The sequence below is a fragment of the Devosia sp. Leaf64 genome, from assembly GCF_001421945.1.
Classification (GTDB): Bacteria; Pseudomonadota; Alphaproteobacteria; order Rhizobiales; family Devosiaceae; genus Devosia.
Genome location: NZ_LMLO01000017.1, coordinates 30,452 through 51,304 on the forward strand (window position 1 = coordinate 30,452; position 20,853 = coordinate 51,304).

Consider the following 20,853-nt stretch of genomic DNA (forward strand, 5'->3'; position numbering starts at 1 on the left):
GGCAAACGCCATGACCGAAGAACGGCGCAAGGTATATCGCAATCGTACCCTCAAGGGTGGACGCATCGTCACCAATGACGGCCACTCCACCTTCGATTGCACGGTGCGCAATCACTCCGACAGCGGCGCAAAACTTGTCGTTGCCAGCATCATCGGCATTCCCCAGCATTTTGGGCTGACCATGCATGATGGCCGCAGCTATGCCTGCGAGACCATCTGGCATACGGAAACCGAAATCGGCGTGCGGTTTTTGTAGCCGCTAGGTGATCGCGAGCGTGGTGATCAACGCGTCTGCAATTGCCGGCGCGTCCGCAGTTGACACCACCAACGCGTCGCCGATCGTCTGATAAATCGGAAACCGCTGGCGGAATTTGCGCTCTTCGGTGCTTTCGATAAACCCGAAGCCCCGCATCAATTGCCGCGCGACGACGATGTCGGTGGCGCGGTCGATATCGAGCGAAGGCAGCAGCGTCACGCCATACCCCTTTTGAACGAGAGCGGCGGCGCGCGTAAAATCACTCGAATCCGGCGGCGCGGCCAGAAAGCCTGACGAACTGACGAAAATCGCAGGCGATTTGAGATCGGCAAAGCACCGCTCGCCCAAGGCCAGATTTTCAGCGCGATAGTGATCATAGCCCTTTTGGGCAATGACCTCGCCGATATTGCCGATGACCGAACAGAAGAGTTCGTCTAGATCGATCAGCACCCAACCCAGTTGACGCGAAAGCTCGCAGCCGAGCGTCGACTTTCCGACCCCACCCGGGCCCAAGAGAACAAGGGTCTCTCCAGACTGCCAGGGCCGACGGCAATTTATATAGACCACGCTAAAGTGCCTCTGCCGGAAGAGCGTCGACCATCATATCCCAGCCCTCAAGCAACTCATCGCGCGCCCGCACACCGCCGCCAACGGTGTGACGCTGCTCGTCCTGGTTGAGACGCGCGAAAACAAGGGTCCTACCGTCCTTTTCCGCCCATCCAACGAACCAGCCCCAGCCCTTGGCACGATCGAACGTCCCGTCGGCAAGCCGCGGAAAGGCCGAGCCGGTTTTCCCGGTCACCGTCCAGCCGTTTGGTGTAGACGAGCTTTCAAGCACGGCCGCAGTCATATCCATTGCATCTGTGCTGACCGGCAGCGTGCGGTTGACGAGGTTGCGCAGGAAAGCGACCTGCTCCACAGGCGAGATCTTGAGCGAGGAAGAAATCCAGGCGCGTTCGAGCGCATTGTTCTTGCCTGGATCGCCTGCAAAATCGGCATTGCCATAGCCGAATTTTGCCGCATAATTCTCGAGCGTTGCGACGCCCAGGGCCTCGGTGATCCGCTGCGAATACCAGACGACGGAATATTTCATCCAGCGCGTCGGGTCAGTCGTCTGTTGCCATTCGGGTCCGCCCCAATCGGCATAGCCTTCTTTGAACGGAATTGCCGGCGTCGTGATATCGCTCAGAAAACCCGCATCGTAGCCCATGACGGCCAGTGGTATTTTAAAGGTCGACGCCGGGGTGACGCGCGTCCGGCAAACGCCGTTTTCCTCAAGCAATTCGCCCGTCCTGGCATCGGCCACAACCGTGCAGAGCGTTTTCGCTTCGGCAGCCGTAACGGAGAGAAGGCAGACAGAAAGGGCCGCGAAAGCAAGCTTCATGAAAAACTCCGGAGACGCTGCCAAGGCTTGGCACGAGGAGCCTCTAGACGACACTCGCGGCGAAAAAAAGCCGGGCGAGTGCAAGCACAAGCCCGGCAAGTCTTCAGGAAACGGGACCAGCGGCAAAACTGGCCCGGGAGATGGAACGAGCATAAACATGTTCGTTCCAAGGCTTGCGCTCCACAGAGGGGCAGAGCGAAGAACTTAGCGCAGGGACCGTCGAGCCCGCGCCGTATTGAGAACCATGGTCGCGGTGCGGCCACCGCGCGCCGTCATGGCTTCATGGATATCTGCATGGGAGAGACCCAGATCGTCGAGACGATCGGCATCTAATTCGAGCAGGCTTTGCAGCGCGGTCCGGCGGGTACGATCAGCATTGGCCTTGGCGAACCATGCAAAGACGGTGCGCAAAGGCGTATTCGGCATGGCGGCCGTAACTGACCGCTCGCCGGGAAGCGAGAGAGCCATTTCAAATCTCCAAAAAACTGAGCCGGGGGGAGGTCGGCAATCGCCGTCATTGGCGACGCTGTTGAATTAGCGCTCTGGACTTCTATTCGTCCAACAAATAGATTTCATCCATTCAATCAAATTGAGTGATGGAGATGGCGATGGCTGCGCCGCTTGATCTCGACCAGTTGCAAAGTTTTTGCGCTATCGCCGATTGCGGCAGCTTCACCGAAGCGGCACGCCGCGTGAACAAGACGCAGTCCGCCGTTTCGATGCAGATCAAGAGGCTCGAAGAGCGGCTGGGCCACTCGCTTCTGACACGCGATGGCCGCACCGTTGCGCTCACCCATCATGGCGAAGTGCTTTATGAGCGCGCGCGAAAAATGCTGCGCACCAATGCTGAAATCCTCGATCACTTCAACGACGGCGACTTAGCCGGCTCGATCCGCTTCGGCGTGCCAGACGACTACGCCGTGCGCCTTTTGCCGGTTATCCTCTCGAGCTTCCAGCGCACCCATCCCAAGATCGTTGTCGACGTTTCTTGCATGGCCTCGGAGCACCTTCTCGAAGGCATGCGCGCCGGGCGCTATGATCTCATCGTCTTCACCCAAGGCACCGAGCAGAATTTCGGCGAATTGTTCCGCACCGAAAAGATGTTCTGGGTCGCAAGCCACGGTGGCCGCGCGCTTGCCAGCGAACCCATCGCTATTGCCTGCGGGCCCCAATATTGCATCTGGCGCAAGGACGCCATGGATGCGCTTGAGCGCAGCAATACCGATTATCGCATCGCCTACACGTCATCTAACGCCACTGCCATTTCATCAGCCGTGCTCTCCGATCTCGCTATCGGCTTCCTGCCGGAAAGCGCCCTGCAGCCCGGCATGCGCGTCGTCTCCGACAATCGCGGCCTGCCGCCGCTCCCGGATGCCCAAATGGCTCTCATGCGCGGCAGCCACGCCTATGGCGGCATCTACGACGCGCTCGCCACACACATCGTCCAATCCATGGGCAACCTCGAACGCCCCACTGAAGCGGAGGCCGCTGAGTAGGACCGAAAGGTCCGGCGTTGAGTAATGGTCGCCCCTTGACCTCCCGTCTGCTTTCGACCACCAAGAACCCATGCCTCAAGCTCTGACAAATGCCGCCGAGTTCACCGTTTCCGAAGTCGCCCAGGCGGTGAAGCGGACGGTCGAAGATGAATTTGGCCATGTGCGCGTGCGCGGCGAAATTTCAGGGTTTCGCGGCCAGCATTCGTCGGGTCATGCTTACTTCACCCTCAAGGATGACGCCGCAGCGATCGATGCGGTGATCTGGAAGGGCAGTTATGGACGCCTCGCCTTCAAGCCCGAAGAAGGGCTCGAGGTAATCGCGACAGGCCGGCTGACGACCTTCCCGCGCTCGTCCAAATATCAGATCGTCATCGAGCAGATCGAACCGGCGGGCGCCGGCGCCCTGATGGCGCTCCTCGAAGAACGCCGGAAGAAGCTTCTGGCGGAGGGGCTGTTCGATCGGGAGCGCAAGCGGGCGCTACCCTATCTGCCCCGCGTCATCGGGGTCATTACGTCGCCGACCGGCGCTGTTATCCGGGATATCCTCCACCGCCTCGACGATCGATTCCCGAGCCATGTGCTCGTCTGGCCGGTGCGCGTGCAGGGCGATACCTGCGCACCCGAAGTCGTCAACGCCATTGAGGGGTTCAATGCCCTTCTGCCCGGCGGCCGCATCCCGCGCCCTGATATCCTGATCGTGGCACGCGGCGGCGGGTCGATCGAGGATCTCTGGGGCTTCAACGAAGAGGCCGTGGTTCGCGCCGTCGCTGCTTCCGGCATCCCGGTGATCTCCGCCGTCGGCCACGAGACCGATACGACACTGATCGACTATGCGTCCGACATGCGTGCGCCGACCCCGACGGCGGCTGCCGAAGCTGCGGTCCCTGTGCGCGCCGAACTCATCGCCTATGTCGAGGACCAGGGCAGCCGCCAGCGACAGGCCGCGCGCCGCAGCTTGATGAGCCTTAAAGACCGCCTCCGCGCCGCGGGTGCCGGGCTTCCCCGCGCGACCGATCTGGTTGCCACTCAGCGTCAGAGCCTCGACATGGCCTCAGCCCAGTTGTCGAGCGGCCTTCGCCATTTCGTCCAAGCACGCCGACTGGCCTTTTCGAAGGCTGCCGGCGCCATGCAGCCGCGTCTTGTGCGCCAGCGTCACGACGATCTCGCCAAGCGTCTCGACCATATCGATCATCGCGCGCTCGCGGGCCTCAATAAAACCATCGAGCGCGCCAGGCTGACCTTCGATCCCCGCGCCGCGCGTCTTCCCGGCAGCGTTGGCCAGGCGCTCGAACGCAAGCGCGCGCTCTTTGCCCGGGTCACCCCGCGCCTCACCCCACAGCCGCTCCGCGCCGAACTCCGGCAATCCCAGGCGCAACTTCACCCGTTAGCGCAACGCCTCGGTCTCATTCCGGCACGTCTTACGCTTGACCGACGCCAACAGCTTTCCCAACTGACAAAACTGCTCGATACCCTCTCCTATCGCAGCGTTCTCGCTCGAGGATATGCGCTGGTGCAGGACGAGGCTGGCGAGGTAGTCAGCGCAGCCGCGCAGGTCAAGCCCGGTGATGTTTTGAAGCTGACTTTTGCCGATGGTGAAGTGGGCGCCAATGTTGCTGGCGCCCCACCGCAGAAACGCAAGCCGGGACGAACTTCATCCGATGACGGCTCGCAGGAAAGTCTCTTTTGAAACTCCGGTTTTGCCTCTATAGCGTAAGTCATTAGAAGGAGCCCGGCGGTGAATATCTTCGACAAGGGGTTTACGCCCTCCGAGGCGAGCGTCCGTTACCTCGATGGCGATTATGTCGTTATCAAACAAGGCACGTTCGTCCGCTGCGCCATAACCGGCAAACCCATTGCGCTCGATGAATTGACTTATTGGAGCGTCGACCGGCAAGAGCCCTATGTCGACGCGACCACCGCGCACGAAGCGTTCCTCCGCTACGGCAGAGGCAACTGATCGTGACAGAGGCGGCGACGCGTCAGCGCTACCTCGTCATTTCCAATGGGCACGGCGAAGACGCCATCGGGGCAGCGCTCGTCAAGCGCCTCTCCCAATCCGCCCAAGTGGAAGCTTATCCCATGATCGGCAGCGGCAAGGCCTATGAAGGCGCCTGCCGCGTCGTCGGCCCGCGCGCCACGCTCGCCTCCGAAGGCTGGCGCAATGTCAAAGGCTCGCTCCGCCGCGACATCGTCACCGGCGGACTTCTCACTGTGCCGCCGGCTCTCAAATTCCTGCGCTCCGTGCGCGGCCATTATGACAAGACCATCGTCGTCGGCGACATGGTGGGCGTTATTGCAGCTCTCGCCATGGGACTGCGCGATCTCATTTATCTCGATGTCTATAAGACCGGCGCCGCCCGGCTTTATTCATCCGCCGAGGCCTGGGCCATCAAGAAAAGCTGCCGAACGGTTTTCTGCCGCGCCGCCAACCTCGCCGATCGCCTCAAGACCGAAGGCGTAGACGCTCGCGCCGTCGGCAATATCATGATGGATGCCATTCCTTATGGCGACTATGACGTTGCTACCCGTCGCAAACGCCCCATGGCCGTCACGCTCCTGCCCGGCAGCCGCGCGCTGACTGCGGAGAGCTTTGCCATCCAGGTCGGCGCGCTTCGCCTTCTCCCCGAGGAAGAACGTCCCGACGTTTTTCTTGCCGTTGCCGGCAGCGTCAATGTCGAAGAATTGGCCAAGGCAGCAAGCCTGCGGCGTACTGCGCTCCTCAGCACCGAATCCGATGATCTCGGCGAACTGAGCGATGGCAACCTGACCGTCCACATGGCCCGCGGCATCGCCATGGGGAATCTGGTGCTCGATTCAGATATCGTCCTCAGCCAGGCCGGCACCGCGACCATCCAGTCGCTCGGCCTCGGACGGCCCGCCATCACGTTCATCAATCCGCGCGACAGGCGCTCGCGCTTTACCGACGAGCAGAACCTTTTTGGCGATGCACGCAAAGTGACGGAAGCAAAACCGGAAGAGGTGGCGGAGGCCCTGCGCGAGCTTTTGCTCAACGAAACCAAGCGCCGGCATCTGGCCCAGATGGGCCATATTCGAATTGGCAATCCCGGCGCGATGGACAAGATCGTCGCCGAGATTACCGATCGTCAGGCTGCCTGATCAGGCAGCGGGTGTCTGCGGATCGAGCAGGCGATGCAGGTGCACGATGAAATAGCGCGTCTGCGCGCTATCGACAGTCATCTGCGCCTTCTGCTTCCAGGCGACCAGCGCCGACGCATAATTGGGATAGAGGCCCACGATGTCGACCTTGTCGAGATCGGCAAAGGTGATGCCGTCGATGCTCGACAGTTCGCCGCCGATCACCAGGTGGAGGAGTTGTTTTTCAGTCGCTTCAGCCATCGCTCAAGAGTCCATCGAGGTTGAGGAAATGTGTTCGGCCTCGCCCATCGGCTCGGCGGGACAGCCGTAAACCGTGATCAAAGCCGCGTGGACGAGGGGTTTTAGGCTCATGTCGCTGAGCGCCGCAAGCGCACCATGGCGCACATCTCGTCTGTTAAATTGTGGGAACCCGGTGCAGACATCGGCAAAGTCGAGCCCGCATTCGCTGAGGATCACGGCCGCCGCGGCAATATCCCAATCCTGGCTGCCGCGCCGCGCCACGGCCGCATCCAGCTTGCCGGTCGCGACCTGGATCAGCCGATAGGCGAGCGAGGGATACATTGGCCCGCGCGTATAATTGAGCCCTGCGGCCTGCAATTCCTGATGCACGGCACCAGGCGCAGGAATGAGCGGCGCGGATCCTGCGCGACGGTTCCGCACGAGCTCCACACCATTGAGCCTCGCCCCACCGCCAAGGCTTGCTTCATACATCTCGTCGCGCGCCGGCGCATAAACGACGCCAGCGACCGGAATGCCTTTTTCGACCACCGCGATGCAAATGGTCCAGCAATCCTCGCCGCGCAGAAAGGCTCGCGTGCCGTCGATTGGATCGACCACAAAGACCCGATCGCAATCGAGCCGGCTGGGATTGTCGGCGGTTTCTTCGCTCAGCCAGCCATAGTTGGGCCGCGCATTGAGAAGGCTCGCCGCCAGATAGCGATCGACGACGATATCGGCTTCGCTCACCGGCGAGGCGTTTTCCTTGTTCCAGCTCTTTATATCGCGCCGAAAATAGCCCGCAGCAATAATGCCTGCCGAAACGGCAGTGGCGCGGAGCAATTCGAGATCGTCTTCATAAGGGGGGGCAAAGGCCGGCATGCGCGGCTTTTATGCCTCCTACGACTTTCGGACAAGGCCCGGGGGATCATGGTCCCCTCTTGATTGGCGAAGACCGGCCACAGTTGAGGTAAACAAGCTGCGATCCGATTGGGTAAACTCATCATGACCGGGTGCAAGACCCCGCTAACCACCGCTGAAAACAACATAAACTTAACCGAACCCATTAAGGCGGCTGGTAATCCGACGCGCTAGATTGCCCTCACAAACGGAGCGCAAAAAACAGCTCTCGAAGTTACAGGAAGGCATCAAAATGGTTCATGGCGTAGCGATGGAAGGATCGTCAGTCGTTCTTGCTTTCGGCAAGCCTGCACTGGCGGAACGCCGCTTCATTGCGGCGAACGACAATGGGCCGCGCGATCCCGTCAAGACAGTGACCGTGCGCAAACAGCTCGAACAGAGCGGTGTCGCGATCAAGATCAAGGTTCCGGTCACCGAATTCATCGGTGTCGCCGTTGCCACAAGAATTTCAGAAGAAGGCCTGCTGACGAGCGCGATCGAACTGGTTCATCCCGATGGTGAGCTGACCTACAAGGTCTTCGAAGAAGAGGGCAATCACAACGTCGTCGCCGAATGGCAGAACTGGGGCAAGAAGCTCCGCCTGCCGCTCTTCATCAAGGCCGGCGATGGCGCTTATCTCCCCTATAGCCAGCAGGTCGATGGCGTCATGGTCGGACAGACGGCACCGCGCCGCAAGCTCGCCGCCGACGCCGCTCGCCGCCCCCGCTTCCTCAACCGCCGCAAGCCCGGCGAAGCCGAAGTCAATTAGTCGTCTGCGCCGCTAAACGGCGCAACGAACAAATCCCCCTCCAAGGGCACGTCGACGGGATCAGCTGGTGGTGCGGCTGGTCCTTTTGGCGTTTTTTATGTTGGTCACTTGTTTGAGCGCCGTCGCGGGCACTAAGGCACGACGGATTGTTGAAGTCCCTCATCCGCGGCTGTCACCCCGGACTTGATCGGGAGTGCATCCAGAAATCTCTAGATGGATCCTAGCCTTTGCGGGGATGACAGTCAGCGGTTGCGATACCGCACGGCTACCAAGCCCACTCCGCCAGCAGCGCGAGGGATATCGCGATGCCGACATAGTGGTTGTTCTGAAACCGCAGGAGCGGATTGCCTGGGTTTTGAGGATCGAGCGTATAAACCTGCCAGGCCATCAAGCCGCCCGCGACCAGCGAAAGCACAACGAAAAGCGCTCCACCACCCGCTTGCAGGTTCGCCGCCTGCCAGAGGAGGAATGCTGCGATGTAAAGCACAGCAACAGCCGGACGGACATTCTCCCCGAAAAGCCGGGCCGTAGATTTGACGCCGACCAGCGCATCGTCTTCGACATCTTGCAGGGCGTAGATCGTGTCGTAGCCGATTACCCAAAGGATCGTGCCGAGATAAAGCAGCACGGCCGGCCAGGCGAGGCCACCGGTCTGGCTCGACCAGCCCACCAATGCGCCATAGGAAAAGGCCAGTCCCAGAAAAAGCTGCGGCCACCAGGTGATCCGCTTCATAAAGGGATAAATGGCCACCAGCACCAGCGAGGCAACGCCAGCCCAAACCGTGAAGCGGTTGAACTGAAAGAGGATGATGGCACCCAAAAGCGCCTGCGCGACGAGAAAGGCCAGCGCCTCCTTGGCCGTCACCTGCCCGGATGGAATTGGCCGCGATCGTGTGCGCGCCACCTTATCGTCGATGTCGCGATCGACGATGTCATTGAACGTGCACCCCGCCCCGCGCATCAGCCCCGCGCCGATCAGCATCAAAATGGCATGGTACCAACCAAAGCCCCAATCTGGCTGGGCGACCGCCGCCAAGGCCAGGCCCCAGATGCAGGGCCAGAACAGCAGCCAGACCCCGATCGGCCGATCCCACCGCGCGAGGCGCAGATAAGGTTTGGCAATGGCCGGCGCATAGCGATCCACCCAATTATCCTTCTGGGCATCGGCGACTGGGGCGGAATGGATCTCGGACATCTTGCCAAGCCTCATGGTTCGACTCGCCACGAGGTCTACTCTAAACGCTTGAGACAAAGTAGACCTCATCCTGAGCTAGTCGAAGGACGAGGGCGTGGCTCGACCATGCCCGAAGGAAGAAATGCCACGCACCCACGCTACCCTGCCCCGCCTGTTCGTCGACGCCGACCTTGCCCAATCGAGCGCCATCTCGCTCAACAAGGACCAGTCTCTTTATCTCGCCGCCGTCCTTCGTAAAGCCGTGGGCGACGAAGTCGTGCTTTTCAACGGCCGCGACGGCGCCTGGCTCTGCCGGCTGACGTCTGATTCGAAAAAATCGGTTGCCCTGAATTGCGTCGAACAGATCGCGCCGCAGCCGCCGCGCCTCGACCTTTGGTATGGCTTTGCCCCGCTCAAGAACGAGCGGCTCGACTATGTCATCCAAAAGGCTGTGGAAATGGGCACCGGTACAATCCAACCCGTGATGACCCAATTCACCCAAGTCCACCGCCTCAAGACCGACAGGCTCCACGCCAATGCCATCGAGGCCGCCGAGCAATGCGAAGTGCTCAACGTGCCCAAAATTGCCCCCGAGATTACGCTCGAGCGGCTTCTTTCCGACTGGCCGGCCGAGCATACTGACCGTCAGCTCATTTTCGCCGACGAGGCCGCAGCCTCGGCCTCCCCGCTCGAAACGCTGCAGGGTCTCAAGGCCAAAAAGCTGGGCCTGCTCATCGGCCCCGAAGGCGGGTTCTCGCCCAGCGAGCGCGAAAAGCTCCTCTCGCTCCCCTTCGTCACTCCGATCAGCCTTGGCCCCCGAATCCTGCGCGCCGACACGGCGGCCGTCGCGGCCCTCGCGGTCATCCAATCGACCATCGGTGATTGGCGATAAAAGCCGATTGCATTCCGGCTTGCGCTCGCTATCTTGCCGGCCCAGTTTAAGCCTCACTTATGCAACGAGGATGCCATGGCCGGCGCCGATAGTTTTTCGCCACTGATCGAATCGCGGGCCGACCTCATCGAGGCCATGTCGCGCGGTGCCAAGCCGGAAGCGGAATGGCGCATCGGCACCGAGCACGAAAAGCACGTCTTTCACACCAATCCGCTGCGCCCCGTGACCTATGAAGGTCCGAACGGCGTTCGCGCTCTGCTCGATGGCGTCGAAAAAGAAACCGGTTGGACGCCGTTTTATGATGGCGAAAACCCGATTGGCCTCCGCAATGACGCCGTCGCCGGTGGAATTTCGCTCGAGCCCGGCGGCCAGTTCGAACTCTCCGGCGCGCCGATGGCGACGCTGCATGAGACCGCCGACGAAATGGCCGAGCATATGCGCGTCGCCAAAAAGGTCGCGGCCCCGCTCGATATTCATTTCCTTGGCCTTGGCGTCACCCCGCTCTGGGCAGTCAAGGACATTCCGGCCATGCCCAAGTCGCGTTATGGCATCATGACGCCCTATATGGACAAGGTCGGCAGTCTCGGTACGTCGATGATGTACCGCTCCTGCACGGTCCAGACCAATCTCGATTTTTCGAGCGAAGCCGACATGGTCAAGAAGCTGCGCGTCTCGGTTGCGCTGCAGCCGATCGCAACCGCGCTCTTTGCCAATTCGCCCTTCGCCGATGGCCGCGACACCGGCTATCTCAGTTTCCGCAGCCATATCTGGCTCAATACCGACAATGCTCGCACCGGCATGCTGCCCTTCGCCTTCGATGAAGGTTTTGGCTTCGAGCAATATGCCGACCATGCGCTCGACGTGCCGATGTATTTCGTCATTCGCAACGGCGAATACGTCAACGTCGCCGGCGAAAGTTTCCGCGCCTTCTTGAAGGGTGAACTGCCGCAGCTCCCCGGCGAAAAGCCGACGATCAAGGATTGGGAAGATCATCTGTCGACCCTTTTCCCGGAAGTGCGCCTCAAGCAATTCCTCGAAATGCGCGGCGCCGATATGGGCGATGAAGCCCACGTCGTTGCCCTTTCCGCTTTCTGGACCGGCCTTCTCTACGATAGCGTCTCGCTCGAAGCCGCCTGGGAATTGATCCGCAACTGGAGCGATGAAGACCGCGACTATCTCCGTCGCGAAGTGCCGCGCACGGGCCTCTCCACCGCTTTCGATCGGTCGAGTATTTTCGACGTCGCCGCCCAGGCCGTCGGCATTTCCGAAGCCGGCCTCGTCCGCCGCAACCGCCTTAACGCCAAGGGCCAGGACGAAACCATCCACCTCGCCCCGCTCGAAGAAACCATCCGCACAGGCAAAGCCCCCGCAGAGCGCTGGCTCGAAAAATTCCGCGGCGCATGGAATGAAGATGTGACGCCGGTCTTTTCTGGAGCGGAAATGTAGGGAAGGCAGGAATTCCTTGCCCTCCCCGCCACTTTCCTGCATCACGCCCAAAGCAATGGCGTGGAGGCGAGAATGCGGGTTTTGGTCATCGGTTCGGGTGGACGTGAACATGCTCTGGCCTGGAAAATCGCCCAGTCGCCGCTCCTGACCAAGCTCTATTGCGCCCCCGGCAATGGCGGCACCGCCAACGTTGCGGAAAATGTCGCCCTCGACATCACCGACCACGCTGCCGTCATAGCCTTTGCCAAATCCCAAAACGTCGATTTCGTCGTCGTCGGCCCCGATGCCCAGGTGGTCGCCGGGCTCGGCGATGATGTCCGCGCCGCCGGGATCACCTGCTTCTGCCCCTCGAAAGCCGCCGGCCAGCTCGAAGGCTCGAAGAGTTTTACCAAAGCCCTTTGCGACGAATTCGATATCCCGACCGCTGGCTATGCGCGCTTCGAAGTTGAAGCCTCCGCCCTTGCCTATATCTATACGCAAGGCGTGCCGATCGTGATCAAGGCCGATGGCCTTGCTGCGGGCAAAGGCGTCACCGTCGCCATGAGCGTCGAAGAGGCCGAAGAAGCCATTATCGATTGCTTTTCCGGCGCTTTTGGCGAATCAGGCGCCGCCGTCGTCATCGAAGATTTCATGGAAGGCGAAGAAGTCAGCCTTTTCGTCCTATGCGACGGCGAAACGCTGCTACCGCTGACCACGGCCCAGGACCACAAGCGGGCCCATGATGGCGATACCGGCCCCAATACCGGTGGCATGGGCGCCTATTCGCCCGCGCCCGTCATGAGCGAAGAGGATTTTCACTTTGCCATGACGCGGATCGTCGAGCCGACGGCCAAGGGTCTCGCCAAGCGCGGCACACCCTATCAGGGCGTCCTTTATGCCGGCCTTATGCTCACCGACGAAGGACCGAAACTCGTCGAATACAATGCGCGCTTCGGCGATCCTGAAACCCAGGTCATGATGATGCGCATGGACAGCGACCTGCTGCCACTGCTGCTGGCAACTGCAAAGGGCGCGCTGAAAGGCCAGCATATCGTCTGGAAAGACGCCTATGCCTTGACCGTCATCATGGCGGCAAAGGGCTATCCTGGCTCCTACGAAAAAGGCAGCGAAATCCGTGGCGTCGATGGCCTCGACACCGATGATCTGACGGTCTTTCACGCCGGAACGAAGCGTGAAGGGGAGCGTTTAATTGCCAATGGCGGGCGCGTGCTGAATGTCACCGCGCTGGGCTCATCGGTGAAAGAGGCGCAAGGCCGTGCTTACCAAGGCGTTCACGCGATTGATTGGCCCGAAGGCTTTGCCCGGAGCGACATTGGATGGCGTCAAGCCGCCCGCGAAGCCTGAACCATTCTTCAATCTTACCGTCCTAAGCTCCTTGCGGACCGACTTCGACGAGACGCCGCCCGAACGCCCGCCGACCCCGTTGCAATTGCGCGGCAAGGCATTGGTTGAACGGCTGCGCTCCAAGGGAAGGGAGCGAGGCGGAATGACAACGATTTCCGGCCCCCGCATCGGCGTCGCCTTAGGCGGCGGCTCGGCGCGCGGGCTGACCCATATTCCCTATATCGAGGCCATGGACGAACTTGGCCTTCGGCCCTCCGTGATCTCGGGCACCTCGATCGGCGCGCTGATCGGCTCAGGTTGGGCCGCCGGGATGACCGGCAAGGAATTGCGCGAGCATTCCTACGAGGTGCTGGGCACGCTCCGCACCATCGCGACACGCCTCTGGTCGACGCAGATGAAGGGCCTCGGTGGGCTCCTCCGCAATGGCATCTCGATGCAGCTCGATCCCATGCATATCGTCGATGCTTTCACGCCACCGAGTTTTCCCAATGAGTTCAGCGAACTCAAGATCCCGCTCTATGTGGTCGCGACGGATTTTCAATCCTGGCATCAGGTGGTGTTCAACTCAGGTCCGCTACGCCCGGCCATTGCCGGCTCGATCTCCATGCCGAGCATTTTCAAGCCCGTGATCCACGGCAATCACATCCTTGTCGATGGGGCCGTGGTCAATCCGCTGCCGCTCGATCAGGCCGATATCGGCACCGATTTCCTCATCGGCATCGACGTCAATGGCGACCCCTCGGCCGGCATTTCCAAGACCGATCACCGCCCGCTCGATATCTGGTTCGGCTCAGCGCAGATCATGATGCATTCGCTGATCGCCCATTCGATGGCGGCCTATCCGCCCGACATTTACATCCGCCCGCATGTCGCCAGCTTCGGCGCGATGGAATTCTGGCGCGTGCGCGAAATGCTCACCCATGTGGAAACGGAAAAAGACCGCTTCAAACACATTCTGACCCGTAAGATCGAGGCCTATATCCAGAATAAGGTGGAGCCGATCGGGAGCGCGCGGCGCTGAAGATTAGAGGAGAGGCGCGCCTGGGAATGCGCTAGCGCGACACGCCTCTCCAATCAGGTCCGGTGCTGTACGAACACCCGGCCCAAACTTTCCGGGACCCTATCCAAGCCGACGCGATGGCGCGCCGAACCCATAGGCCGTCCCAAGATCCTCGACATAGACGACATCCGCCCGCGGCTGCATAACCGGCATTTCGGCAAAGAGCAGCAGCATATGCGCGAGCGTCGCAACACCAAGACGGCGGAAGATGTTGGCAATATCCGACGTCAGCCCTTCCATGGAGATATGCATCGATGCGGCAATCGCTGGCATGGATTGTCCGTCGACAAGAGCGCGTGCAATGATCCATTCGCGCGGCTCCAGCCGTTCTGCAAAATTCGGCGCGTCCAAGACGCCTGTGGAAACTCGGTCTAGTGCGATGCCAAGGGCAGACATCTGATCAATTCCTAGCGGAAAAACCCCATGCTCACACCGTAGCGCGCAAGAACAAGTCTGTGAATCGTCAGGAATGCCAGTGTCAGAATTGACATTGGTATTTTTAACGCCGTTATTTTATCTAGTGAGAGGGGCTTAGCGGCAGATTCTACGCCGGGCCGGCTGATTCGAATCTGACCAACGCGAACAACTTCGGACACAATGCTTGCTCTGGCAGAACCATATCTAACTGCAATATCCCAAGCGCGTACGGACGGCGACTTCGTTGAAATCGCTGGTCGTCTCGCCAGGGATTTCGGGTTCCGCAGCGCCTTCCTGGTGGAATATGGCGAGAGGCATCTAGCCGTCGTCCATGTTCTGGATACAGACCCGCGGCGCCTTGATTGGTGGAAAGACTATTTATCGAGCGGGTTGCGCCAATCGACGTCCTATATTCAGGATTTTATGGGCCGCGCATCGATCCAGAAGCTGAACCTGGACCGCTTCACCGATCCTAACGATCCGCTGCTCGGTTATGCACGGCGTATGGACCTGGTGGATTTCACCATGCTTCCTGTGAGCCACAGCAACCAGATCGTTGGCGTGGCCGGCTTCTGCGGCGAGGTTGATCTCGATGACCGCCAGAAATCAGCGCTGCAGATGGTCGTTTATACCCTCTTTGCCCATGTCCGCCGCGACCGCCGCATGGGCATCGTCACGGCGCCCGAACCGCTGACCCCACGCGAAAAGGAAGTCATTGCCTTAAGCGCCGAAGGACTGACGTCCGTCGAGATTGCGGAACGCCTGGGCCTCTCCGCCCGCACGGTCAACCAGCACGTCGATAATGTCGCGGAAAAACTCGGCACCAAGAATCGCGCCCACACGGTTGCCGAAGCCGTCCGCCACCGCATGTTCTGAGCGGTCAGCGCAGCTTTTTGAAAAAATCCGTCAGCAGCGTCTCGGCGCGAGACGCAGACACCCCGCCGATGACCTCCGGCCGATGGTGGCAAGTCGGCTGGTCGAAAAGCCGAATCCCATTCTCGACTGCTCCGGCCTTGGTGTCCTCAGCCGCAAAATAGACCCGCCGCACTCGCGCATGCGCGATAGCGCCCGCACACATGGCGCAGGGCTCGAGCGTCACATAGAGATCGCACCCATCGAGCCGCCCCGTGCCCCGCACCTCTAGGGCTTCCCGGATCGCCATCATCTCGGCATGGGCCGTGGGATCGCGCAGCGCCTGCATCCGGTTACGCGCCGTCGCGAGTATTCGCTCCCCCTCCATCACCACCGCCCCCACCGGCGCCTCGCCATGCGCGGCTGCTTCTTCGGCGAGCGAGAGTGCGAGGTCCATGGGTGAGAGAGGCGGGATCATGGCCTTTCACTAGCCCGCAAGCTGCCGCCGAGCAAGAATGGGCACAAATCCTGATGCGGGTCGGAAAGTGCCGCGGCTTTCCCTATATTGGCCTCAAGGAGAATCGCCCTTGCCCATTCGCCAGCTTCCAGAAGACCTGATCAACCGCATCGCTGCCGGCGAAGTGGTCGAGCGACCGGCAAGCGTCGTCAAGGAACTGGTGGAAAATTCCATCGATGCCGGCGCGCGACGCATCGTCATCGCCACAGCGGGCGGCGGCATCGATCTCATCCGAATTACCGATGACGGCCACGGCATGGACCGGACCGATCTTCTCCTCTCGGTCGAGCGGCACGCGACGTCCAAACTCTCGGCCGACGATCTCGACGATATCCGCACCCTTGGCTTTCGCGGCGAAGCCCTCGCCTCGATCGGTTCGGTCGCCCGCCTCACCGTCGCCTCGCGTCCCGCCGACGCCGAGTCTGGCCTCATCATCACAGTCGATAATGGTCGCCGCTCGGGCCCCGTGCCGCAGGCGATGAATCGCGGCACCGTCATCGAGGTGCGCGATATCTTCGCGCTCATTCCTGCCCGCCGGAAATTCCTCAAGAGCGCCCGCTCGGAAACGGCCGCGATCACCGATGTGGTCAAGCGCCTCGCCATGGCCAATCCCGAGATCCATTTCATCCTCGAGGGCAGCGACCGCAATCCATCAAACTGGCCCGCCGTCACAGGCGAAAGCGCCCTCGCCGCACGCCTCGGCCAGGTCATGGGCGGCGATTTCATCGACAATGCCGTGCCCCTCGCCATGGCCCGCCACGGCGTCGTCGTCGCGGGGCTTGCGGGCCTGCCCACCTATACCCGGGCCAATTCGCTCTCCCAGTTCTACTTCGTCAACGGCCGCTCGGTGCGCGACAAGGTGCTGGTGGGCGCCATCCGCGCCGCCTATGCCGACTACGTCTTTCGCGACCGTTTCCCCGTCGTCGCGCTCTATCTCGCCGTCGACCCCGGCGCGGTGGACATCAATGTCCACCCCGCCAAGGCCGAACTGCGCTTCCAGGATCAAGGCGCCATTCGCGGCGCCGTCATCCGCGCCATCGGCACGGCGCTGGTCGCCGCAGGTTTCAAGGCATCTACAAGTGTTGCAGAAGACATTCTGGGTGCCTTCACTGCTCCGGAAATGGCCGAGGCTCCTGCTCCGGTCTACGAACCCGCGTCCGGCTTCAACGACGCGCCGCGCGCAACGAGCTACGGCTATCGCGCCGATACCGCACCACTCTATCTCGACCGTGCCCCTGGCCGCCTCTCGGGCTTCACCGCCCCCAGCGGCCGCGTCGAAACCGTGACCGAACCCGCCGAGCCGGTCGACTATCCTCTCGGCACCGCCCGGGCGCAGATGTTCGACAATTACATCATCGCCCAGAGCGACAAAGGCCTCCTCCTCGTCGATCAGCACGCCGCCCACGAGCGCCTGGTCTATGAACGCTTCAAGGCCCAGATGGCCTCGGGCCCCATCGCGAGCCAGGCACAACTGATCCCGGTCATCGTCGAACTCCCCGAAGAAGACTGTGCCCGTCTCGAAGAGGCGGCCCCCGAACTTGAACGCTTCGGCCTCTATCTCGACCGCTTCGGCCCCCGCGCCATTGCGGTCCGCGAAACCCCGGCCCTCCTCGGCAATACCGACATTTCCGGGCTCGTCCGCGACCTCGCCGATGGGCTTGCCGAATGGGACAGCACCGCCGCGCTCAGCGACCGGATGGAAGCCATTATCGGCCGCATGGCCTGCCATGGCTCGGTGCGCTCCGGCCGGCGCCTGCGCGTCGACGAAATGAACGCCCTCCTCCGCGACATGGAATCGACGCCCCATTCCGGCCAGTGCATCCACGGGCGCCCCACCTATGTGGAACTGAAAAAGGGCGACATAGAACGCCTTTTCGGGCGCAGCCGCTGATGCTCTGGTTCACGAGCGACAATCATTTCGCTGATCCCCGCGTCCTCCGCATCGACCGTCGACCCTTCGGCAACATGCCCGAGCATGACGCAGCGCTGATCGCCAATTGGAATGCCGTCGTCGCGCCGGATGACGAGGTCTGGCACCTCGGCGACTTCGCGCGCGGCACCACCGAAGAGGTCGAAGCGCTCCTCGCCCAGCTCAACGGCACGAAGCACCTGATCATCGGCAACAACGATCCGCAAACAACGCTTGATGCGAAGGGCTGGGCTAGCATCCAGCATTATGTCGAGCTTACCATCGACGGGCAGCTCTTCGTCATCTGCCACTATCCCTTCCGCACCTGGAACAAGATGGGCAAGAAGTCGATCAACCTTCACGGCCATTCCCATGGCAAGCTGACGCCTATCCCGCGCCAGTTCGATGTCGGCGTCGACGCCCAGGACCTGCGCCCGCAGAGCATCGAACACATCATCGCGCGGCCGCGCCGCAAGGCAAAGACATGACCTCAGGTATTCACCACGTCACCCTGATTACGGGCGACGTCCAGGCCAATGTCGACTTCTATGTCGGCTTCCTCGGCCTCCGCCTCGTCAAGCGCACCGGCGGCTATGAAGACGCGCGCCAGCTTCATCTGTTTTATGGCGACTATGCCGCCAGCCCCGGCTCGCTCATCACCTTCCTCGTCTGGCAGGGCGGCTCAACGGGCCAGGCCGGCGCCGGCCAGGTCAGCGAACTCGCGCTCGCCATCGCCCCCGGCTCAATCGGCTATTGGCTCGAACGCGCCCTTACCCATCAGGTCAAGGTCGACGGGACAAGCCAGGAATTCGGCGAGACCGTCCTCCGCCTTCGCGATCCCGATGGCGTCATCGTCAAACTCGTCAGCGCCAACCTGCCCGCACTGACCATGCCTGCAACCGATATCCCCGCCGAACACGCCATCCGCCGCATACGCGGGGTGACGCTCCTCTCCGAAGTGCAGGAAGAAACCACGGCCTTCCTCACCCGCCATTTCGGTTTCCGCCCCGGTCCCGTCGAAGGCCCCATCCAGCGCCTCGTCTCTGACGTGGGCGATGTCCTCGACATCCGCGACACCGCCGGCTTCTGGCCTGGCGCACCGGGCACCGGCACCGCCGACCACGTCGCTCTCCGCGCCAGCGACGCTGCAGCAGTCGAAGCCACCGCGACCGAATTGCGAAAACTAAATTCGAGCCTCACCAATCTCCACGACCGGCAATATTTCACTTCGCTCTACGTCCGCGAGCCCGGCAATGTTCTGATCGAAATGGCCAGTGACGGTCCCGGCTTCACGCTTGACGAAACGCTGGAAAAACTCGGCCACACGCTTTTCATGCCGCCCGACACGCCCGATCCGGAAGCGATGAAAGTCATGCTGCCGCAGTTCGGCCTGCCCGGCGAAGAGCGAACCGTTTATCGCGACCTCATCTACAAGCACCGCTTCTTCACGCCCGAGGATGCAGACGGCACCACCATCGCTCTCCTCCATGGCACCGGGGGCGACGAAACCGACCTCATGCCGCTCGCGCACGGGGCCGCGCCGAAGGCGACTCTCCTCGGCCTCCGTGGTCGATCTACCGAAAGCGGCGTGCAGCGCTGGTTCCGCAGCTTTGGCCCCTCGATCTTTGACCAGAAGGATATCCGTTTCGAATCCCGCGCCCTCGATGCCTTCTTCCAAGAAATCCGCAGCACCTATCGCCTCGACCCGGAAAAGACCGTGGCCCTTGGCTATTCCAACGGCGCCAATCTCCTCGGCGCCGCCCTCTTTCTCCATCCCGGCGTCGTCCGTCGCGCCGTCCTGATCCGCCCCGTCATGGTGCTGGACGCGGTGCCGGAGACCGACCTCACCGGCACCAGCGTCCTCATTCTCCTCGGCGAGACCGATGCCTTCCGCCCTCAGGGCGAAAGACTCGCTGACGCGCTTCGTAACAATGGCGCAACTGTCGAGGTTCGCCTTATCGCCGCGGGCCACGACCTCAGTGACGAGGACGCGCCAGCGTTTGGGAATTGGCTTTAAGCCTAAGCCGCCTTGGGCCCGACATAGCGCGACTGCGGGCGGATCAAGCGCCCCTTCTCCACCTGCTCATGGGCATGCGCGAGCCAGCCGCCGACACGACCAGCAGCGAAGACGCCCGTAAACGCCTCCCGCGGAAAACCCAGTGCTTCGAGCAGGAGTGCGGTGAAAAACTCGACATTGGTCTCAAGCACCCGATCCGGTTTCTTGGCCTTGAGCAGTTTCAGCGCTTCACGCTCCACCGCTTCAGCCAGCGCCAATCTATCCGCATCCATCCCGCCCGCTGCACCTAATCGCGCCAAAGCAGCCTTGAGCGCATCGGCCCGCGGATCGCGCACACGATAGATGCGATGCCCGAAGCCCATCAACCGCTCACCCCGCGCCAGTTCGGCCGAAAGCCATGCCTCGGCATTGCCGGGTGTTCCCACCGCATCAAGCATGTCGAGCACCGGCCCCGGCGCCCCGCCATGCAGCGGCCCTTTAAGCGCGCCGAGCGCCGCCAAGACCGCCGACGTGTAGCCCGCCCGCGTCGAAGCGACGACGCGCGCCGCAAAGGTCGACGCATTGAGCCCATGATCCGAAACGGTCACGAGATAAGCATCGAGCGCCGCGACGGCCTCCTTGCTCGGCGCCGCACCATTGAGCATGGCCAGCATATCGGCAGCATGACCAAATTCCGGGTTCGGCGCAATCGCCGCCCTCCCCGCTTTGCGCCGCACTAAAGCTGGCACGAACACGGCCGGCGCCGCCGCCAAGAGCAGCGCCGTTGCCGCATCCTCGCCATCCGGCAGCCGCGCCATCAGCGCACGTAGCCCCTCGGTGATCGACAGCGCCAGGATGCCATCATCGATCCAGGCCACCTCCGCAAAGGCGCGCAGCCGCGCCATACCGAGTTTGGATTTCAGTGTCGCACCCGGCAGCAGGTCGCCGCCAAGCAAACCCAGCACGTCCTCCCACGACTTGTGCCCAGCCAGCTCCTCGAGCGTATATCCGCAGATCACCAACCGTCCATTCAGCCCATCGACCTCCGACAGCGTGGTTTCAGCGGCGATGACATCATCCAATCCAGACATATTGCGTCTCCTTCGTC

At 61.7% G+C, this 20,853-nt stretch carries 23 protein-coding genes; 14 read left to right on the forward strand and 9 right to left on the reverse strand.

Features of this window, described 5'->3' with window-relative positions; all coding sequences use genetic code 11:
• The first annotated feature begins 10 nt into the window (after positions 1-10).
• Positions 11-256: a hypothetical protein gene (locus tag ASE94_RS08880; RefSeq protein ID WP_061907804.1), complete on the forward strand. Its 246-nt coding sequence runs from the start codon at positions 11-13 to the stop codon at positions 254-256.
• A gap of 3 nt (positions 257-259) precedes the next feature.
• Here ASE94_RS08880 and ASE94_RS08885 read toward each other — a convergent pair whose 3' ends face one another.
• The 3 genes from ASE94_RS08885 to ASE94_RS08895 form a co-directional block, all read right to left on the reverse strand.
• The gene (locus ASE94_RS08885; protein WP_082461114.1) at positions 260-823 is read right to left on the reverse strand and encodes a shikimate kinase; all 564 of its coding nucleotides are present in this window, start codon (positions 821-823) and stop codon (positions 260-262) included.
• Between the two features lies 1 nt (position 824).
• Positions 825-1,640: a class D beta-lactamase gene (blaOXA, locus tag ASE94_RS08890; RefSeq protein ID WP_062630118.1), complete on the reverse strand. Its 816-nt coding sequence runs from the start codon at positions 1,638-1,640 to the stop codon at positions 825-827.
• A gap of 204 nt (positions 1,641-1,844) precedes the next feature.
• Positions 1,845-2,108, reverse strand: a complete 264-nt coding sequence (locus ASE94_RS08895; RefSeq protein WP_062630119.1) for a DUF1127 domain-containing protein — start codon at positions 2,106-2,108, stop codon at positions 1,845-1,847.
• A gap of 140 nt (positions 2,109-2,248) precedes the next feature.
• On the opposite strand from ASE94_RS08895, the gene ASE94_RS08900 reads away from it, so the two are divergent.
• The 4 genes from ASE94_RS08900 (at position 2,249) to ASE94_RS08915 (ending at position 6,253) form a co-directional block, all read left to right on the forward strand.
• Positions 2,249-3,136, forward strand: coding sequence for a LysR family transcriptional regulator (locus ASE94_RS08900; protein ID WP_162236071.1), 888 nt, complete (start codon positions 2,249-2,251; stop codon positions 3,134-3,136).
• A gap of 70 nt (positions 3,137-3,206) precedes the next feature.
• Complete coding sequence (gene xseA, locus ASE94_RS08905) at positions 3,207-4,823, forward strand: exodeoxyribonuclease VII large subunit (protein ID WP_062630121.1); 1,617 nt, start codon at positions 3,207-3,209, stop codon at positions 4,821-4,823.
• A 48-nt stretch (positions 4,824-4,871) separates the two neighbouring features.
• Positions 4,872-5,093 (forward strand): DUF2093 domain-containing protein, encoded by a 222-nt coding sequence (locus ASE94_RS08910; RefSeq protein ID WP_062630122.1) that lies wholly within the window; start codon positions 4,872-4,874, stop codon positions 5,091-5,093.
• Between the two features lie 2 nt (positions 5,094-5,095).
• A complete protein-coding gene (locus ASE94_RS08915; protein ID WP_062630123.1) occupies positions 5,096-6,253 on the forward strand; it encodes a glycosyltransferase in 1,158 nt (385 codons plus the stop codon).
• Here ASE94_RS08915 and ASE94_RS08920 read toward each other — a convergent pair whose 3' ends face one another.
• Together ASE94_RS08920 and ASE94_RS08925 are read right to left on the reverse strand one after the other, a co-directional pair.
• Positions 6,254-6,493, reverse strand: coding sequence for a DUF4170 domain-containing protein (locus ASE94_RS08920; protein WP_061907796.1), 240 nt, complete (start codon positions 6,491-6,493; stop codon positions 6,254-6,256).
• A 3-nt stretch (positions 6,494-6,496) separates the two neighbouring features.
• Positions 6,497-7,351, reverse strand: a complete 855-nt coding sequence (locus ASE94_RS08925; protein ID WP_082461116.1) for a 3'(2'),5'-bisphosphate nucleotidase CysQ — start codon at positions 7,349-7,351, stop codon at positions 6,497-6,499.
• 271 nt (positions 7,352-7,622) lie between these two features.
• Here ASE94_RS08925 and ASE94_RS08930 point away from each other — a divergent pair, with 271 nt between their 5' ends.
• Positions 7,623-8,138: a DUF6101 family protein gene (locus ASE94_RS08930; RefSeq protein WP_156352083.1), complete on the forward strand. Its 516-nt coding sequence runs from the start codon at positions 7,623-7,625 to the stop codon at positions 8,136-8,138.
• 265 nt (positions 8,139-8,403) lie between these two features.
• Here the strand turns inward: ASE94_RS08930 and ubiA are convergent, their stop codons facing one another.
• Positions 8,404-9,333 (reverse strand): 4-hydroxybenzoate octaprenyltransferase, encoded by a 930-nt coding sequence (ubiA, locus tag ASE94_RS08935; protein WP_082461128.1) that lies wholly within the window; start codon positions 9,331-9,333, stop codon positions 8,404-8,406.
• Between the two features lie 121 nt (positions 9,334-9,454).
• Here ubiA and ASE94_RS08940 point away from each other — a divergent pair, with 121 nt between their 5' ends.
• From ASE94_RS08940 to ASE94_RS08955, 4 genes are all read left to right on the forward strand, one after another.
• The gene (locus ASE94_RS08940; protein WP_062630125.1) at positions 9,455-10,204 is read left to right on the forward strand and encodes a 16S rRNA (uracil(1498)-N(3))-methyltransferase; all 750 of its coding nucleotides are present in this window, start codon (positions 9,455-9,457) and stop codon (positions 10,202-10,204) included.
• 75 nt (positions 10,205-10,279) lie between these two features.
• Positions 10,280-11,650 (forward strand): glutamate--cysteine ligase, encoded by a 1,371-nt coding sequence (locus ASE94_RS08945; RefSeq protein WP_062630126.1) that lies wholly within the window; start codon positions 10,280-10,282, stop codon positions 11,648-11,650.
• Positions 11,651-11,722: 72 nt separating this feature from the next.
• The gene (gene purD / locus ASE94_RS08950; RefSeq protein WP_062630127.1) at positions 11,723-12,994 is read left to right on the forward strand and encodes a phosphoribosylamine--glycine ligase; all 1,272 of its coding nucleotides are present in this window, start codon (positions 11,723-11,725) and stop codon (positions 12,992-12,994) included.
• Between the two features lie 142 nt (positions 12,995-13,136).
• On the forward strand, positions 13,137-14,015 hold the full coding sequence (locus tag ASE94_RS08955; RefSeq protein WP_156352084.1) for a patatin-like phospholipase family protein: 879 nt from the start codon (positions 13,137-13,139) through the stop codon (positions 14,013-14,015).
• A gap of 99 nt (positions 14,016-14,114) precedes the next feature.
• On the opposite strand, the gene ASE94_RS08960 is transcribed toward ASE94_RS08955, so the two are convergent.
• Positions 14,115-14,450, reverse strand: coding sequence for a LuxR C-terminal-related transcriptional regulator (locus ASE94_RS08960; RefSeq protein ID WP_082461118.1), 336 nt, complete (start codon positions 14,448-14,450; stop codon positions 14,115-14,117).
• 201 nt (positions 14,451-14,651) lie between these two features.
• On the opposite strand from ASE94_RS08960, the gene ASE94_RS08965 reads away from it, so the two are divergent.
• Positions 14,652-15,347 carry a helix-turn-helix transcriptional regulator gene (locus ASE94_RS08965; RefSeq protein WP_062630130.1) on the forward strand — a complete coding sequence of 232 codons (696 nt, stop codon included), beginning with the start codon at positions 14,652-14,654 and terminating at the stop codon, positions 15,345-15,347.
• A 4-nt stretch (positions 15,348-15,351) separates the two neighbouring features.
• Here the strand turns inward: ASE94_RS08965 and ASE94_RS08970 are convergent, their stop codons facing one another.
• Positions 15,352-15,801, reverse strand: a complete 450-nt coding sequence (locus tag ASE94_RS08970; protein ID WP_062630131.1) for a nucleoside deaminase — start codon at positions 15,799-15,801, stop codon at positions 15,352-15,354.
• 109 nt (positions 15,802-15,910) lie between these two features.
• Between ASE94_RS08970 and mutL the strand changes: the two genes are divergently transcribed.
• Genes mutL through ASE94_RS08985 form a run of 3 tightly spaced genes read left to right on the forward strand, consistent with a single transcriptional unit; the run spans position 15,911 to position 19,766 of the window.
• On the forward strand, positions 15,911-17,731 hold the full coding sequence (gene mutL, locus ASE94_RS08975) for a DNA mismatch repair endonuclease MutL (protein ID WP_062630132.1): 1,821 nt from the start codon (positions 15,911-15,913) through the stop codon (positions 17,729-17,731).
• Positions 17,731-18,237 carry a metallophosphoesterase family protein gene (locus ASE94_RS08980; protein WP_062630133.1) on the forward strand — a complete coding sequence of 169 codons (507 nt, stop codon included), beginning with the start codon at positions 17,731-17,733 and terminating at the stop codon, positions 18,235-18,237. Before mutL ends, ASE94_RS08980 begins: the two co-directional genes overlap by 1 nt.
• On the forward strand, positions 18,234-19,766 hold the full coding sequence (locus ASE94_RS08985) for a VOC family protein (protein ID WP_062630134.1): 1,533 nt from the start codon (positions 18,234-18,236) through the stop codon (positions 19,764-19,766). Before ASE94_RS08980 ends, ASE94_RS08985 begins: the two co-directional genes overlap by 4 nt.
• A 2-nt stretch (positions 19,767-19,768) precedes the next feature.
• Here the strand turns inward: ASE94_RS08985 and ASE94_RS08990 are convergent, their stop codons facing one another.
• Positions 19,769-20,836 carry a citrate synthase gene (locus ASE94_RS08990; protein ID WP_062630135.1) on the reverse strand — a complete coding sequence of 356 codons (1,068 nt, stop codon included), beginning with the start codon at positions 20,834-20,836 and terminating at the stop codon, positions 19,769-19,771.
• Positions 20,837-20,853: the final 17 nt, after the last annotated feature.

Excerpts from the sequence above, each read along its gene's own strand:
- ASE94_RS08880 (WP_061907804.1), top strand. The coding sequence starts at position 11 with ATGACCGAAGAACGGCGCAAGGTATATCGCAATCGTACCCTCAAGGGT.
- blaOXA (WP_062630118.1), bottom strand. The coding sequence starts at position 1,640 with ATGAAGCTTGCTTTCGCGGCCCTTTCTGTCTGCCTTCTCTCCGTTACG.
- ASE94_RS08895 (WP_062630119.1), bottom strand. The coding sequence starts at position 2,108 with ATGGCTCTCTCGCTTCCCGGCGAGCGGTCAGTTACGGCCGCCATGCCG.
- ASE94_RS08900 (WP_162236071.1), top strand. The coding sequence starts at position 2,249 with ATGGCTGCGCCGCTTGATCTCGACCAGTTGCAAAGTTTTTGCGCTATC.
- xseA (WP_062630121.1), top strand. The coding sequence starts at position 3,207 with ATGCCTCAAGCTCTGACAAATGCCGCCGAGTTCACCGTTTCCGAAGTC.
- ASE94_RS08920 (WP_061907796.1), bottom strand. The coding sequence starts at position 6,493 with ATGGCTGAAGCGACTGAAAAACAACTCCTCCACCTGGTGATCGGCGGC.
- ASE94_RS08925 (WP_082461116.1), bottom strand. The coding sequence starts at position 7,351 with ATGCCGGCCTTTGCCCCCCCTTATGAAGACGATCTCGAATTGCTCCGC.
- ASE94_RS08930 (WP_156352083.1), top strand. The coding sequence starts at position 7,623 with ATGGTTCATGGCGTAGCGATGGAAGGATCGTCAGTCGTTCTTGCTTTC.
- ubiA (WP_082461128.1), bottom strand. The coding sequence starts at position 9,333 with ATGTCCGAGATCCATTCCGCCCCAGTCGCCGATGCCCAGAAGGATAAT.
- ASE94_RS08940 (WP_062630125.1), top strand. The coding sequence starts at position 9,455 with ATGCCACGCACCCACGCTACCCTGCCCCGCCTGTTCGTCGACGCCGAC.
- ASE94_RS08945 (WP_062630126.1), top strand. The coding sequence starts at position 10,280 with ATGGCCGGCGCCGATAGTTTTTCGCCACTGATCGAATCGCGGGCCGAC.
- purD (WP_062630127.1), top strand. The coding sequence starts at position 11,723 with ATGCGGGTTTTGGTCATCGGTTCGGGTGGACGTGAACATGCTCTGGCC.
- ASE94_RS08955 (WP_156352084.1), top strand. The coding sequence starts at position 13,137 with ATGACAACGATTTCCGGCCCCCGCATCGGCGTCGCCTTAGGCGGCGGC.
- ASE94_RS08960 (WP_082461118.1), bottom strand. The coding sequence starts at position 14,450 with ATGTCTGCCCTTGGCATCGCACTAGACCGAGTTTCCACAGGCGTCTTG.
- ASE94_RS08965 (WP_062630130.1), top strand. The coding sequence starts at position 14,652 with ATGCTTGCTCTGGCAGAACCATATCTAACTGCAATATCCCAAGCGCGT.
- ASE94_RS08970 (WP_062630131.1), bottom strand. The coding sequence starts at position 15,801 with ATGATCCCGCCTCTCTCACCCATGGACCTCGCACTCTCGCTCGCCGAA.
- ASE94_RS08980 (WP_062630133.1), top strand. The coding sequence starts at position 17,731 with ATGCTCTGGTTCACGAGCGACAATCATTTCGCTGATCCCCGCGTCCTC.
- ASE94_RS08985 (WP_062630134.1), top strand. The coding sequence starts at position 18,234 with ATGACCTCAGGTATTCACCACGTCACCCTGATTACGGGCGACGTCCAG.
- ASE94_RS08990 (WP_062630135.1), bottom strand. The coding sequence starts at position 20,836 with ATGTCTGGATTGGATGATGTCATCGCCGCTGAAACCACGCTGTCGGAG.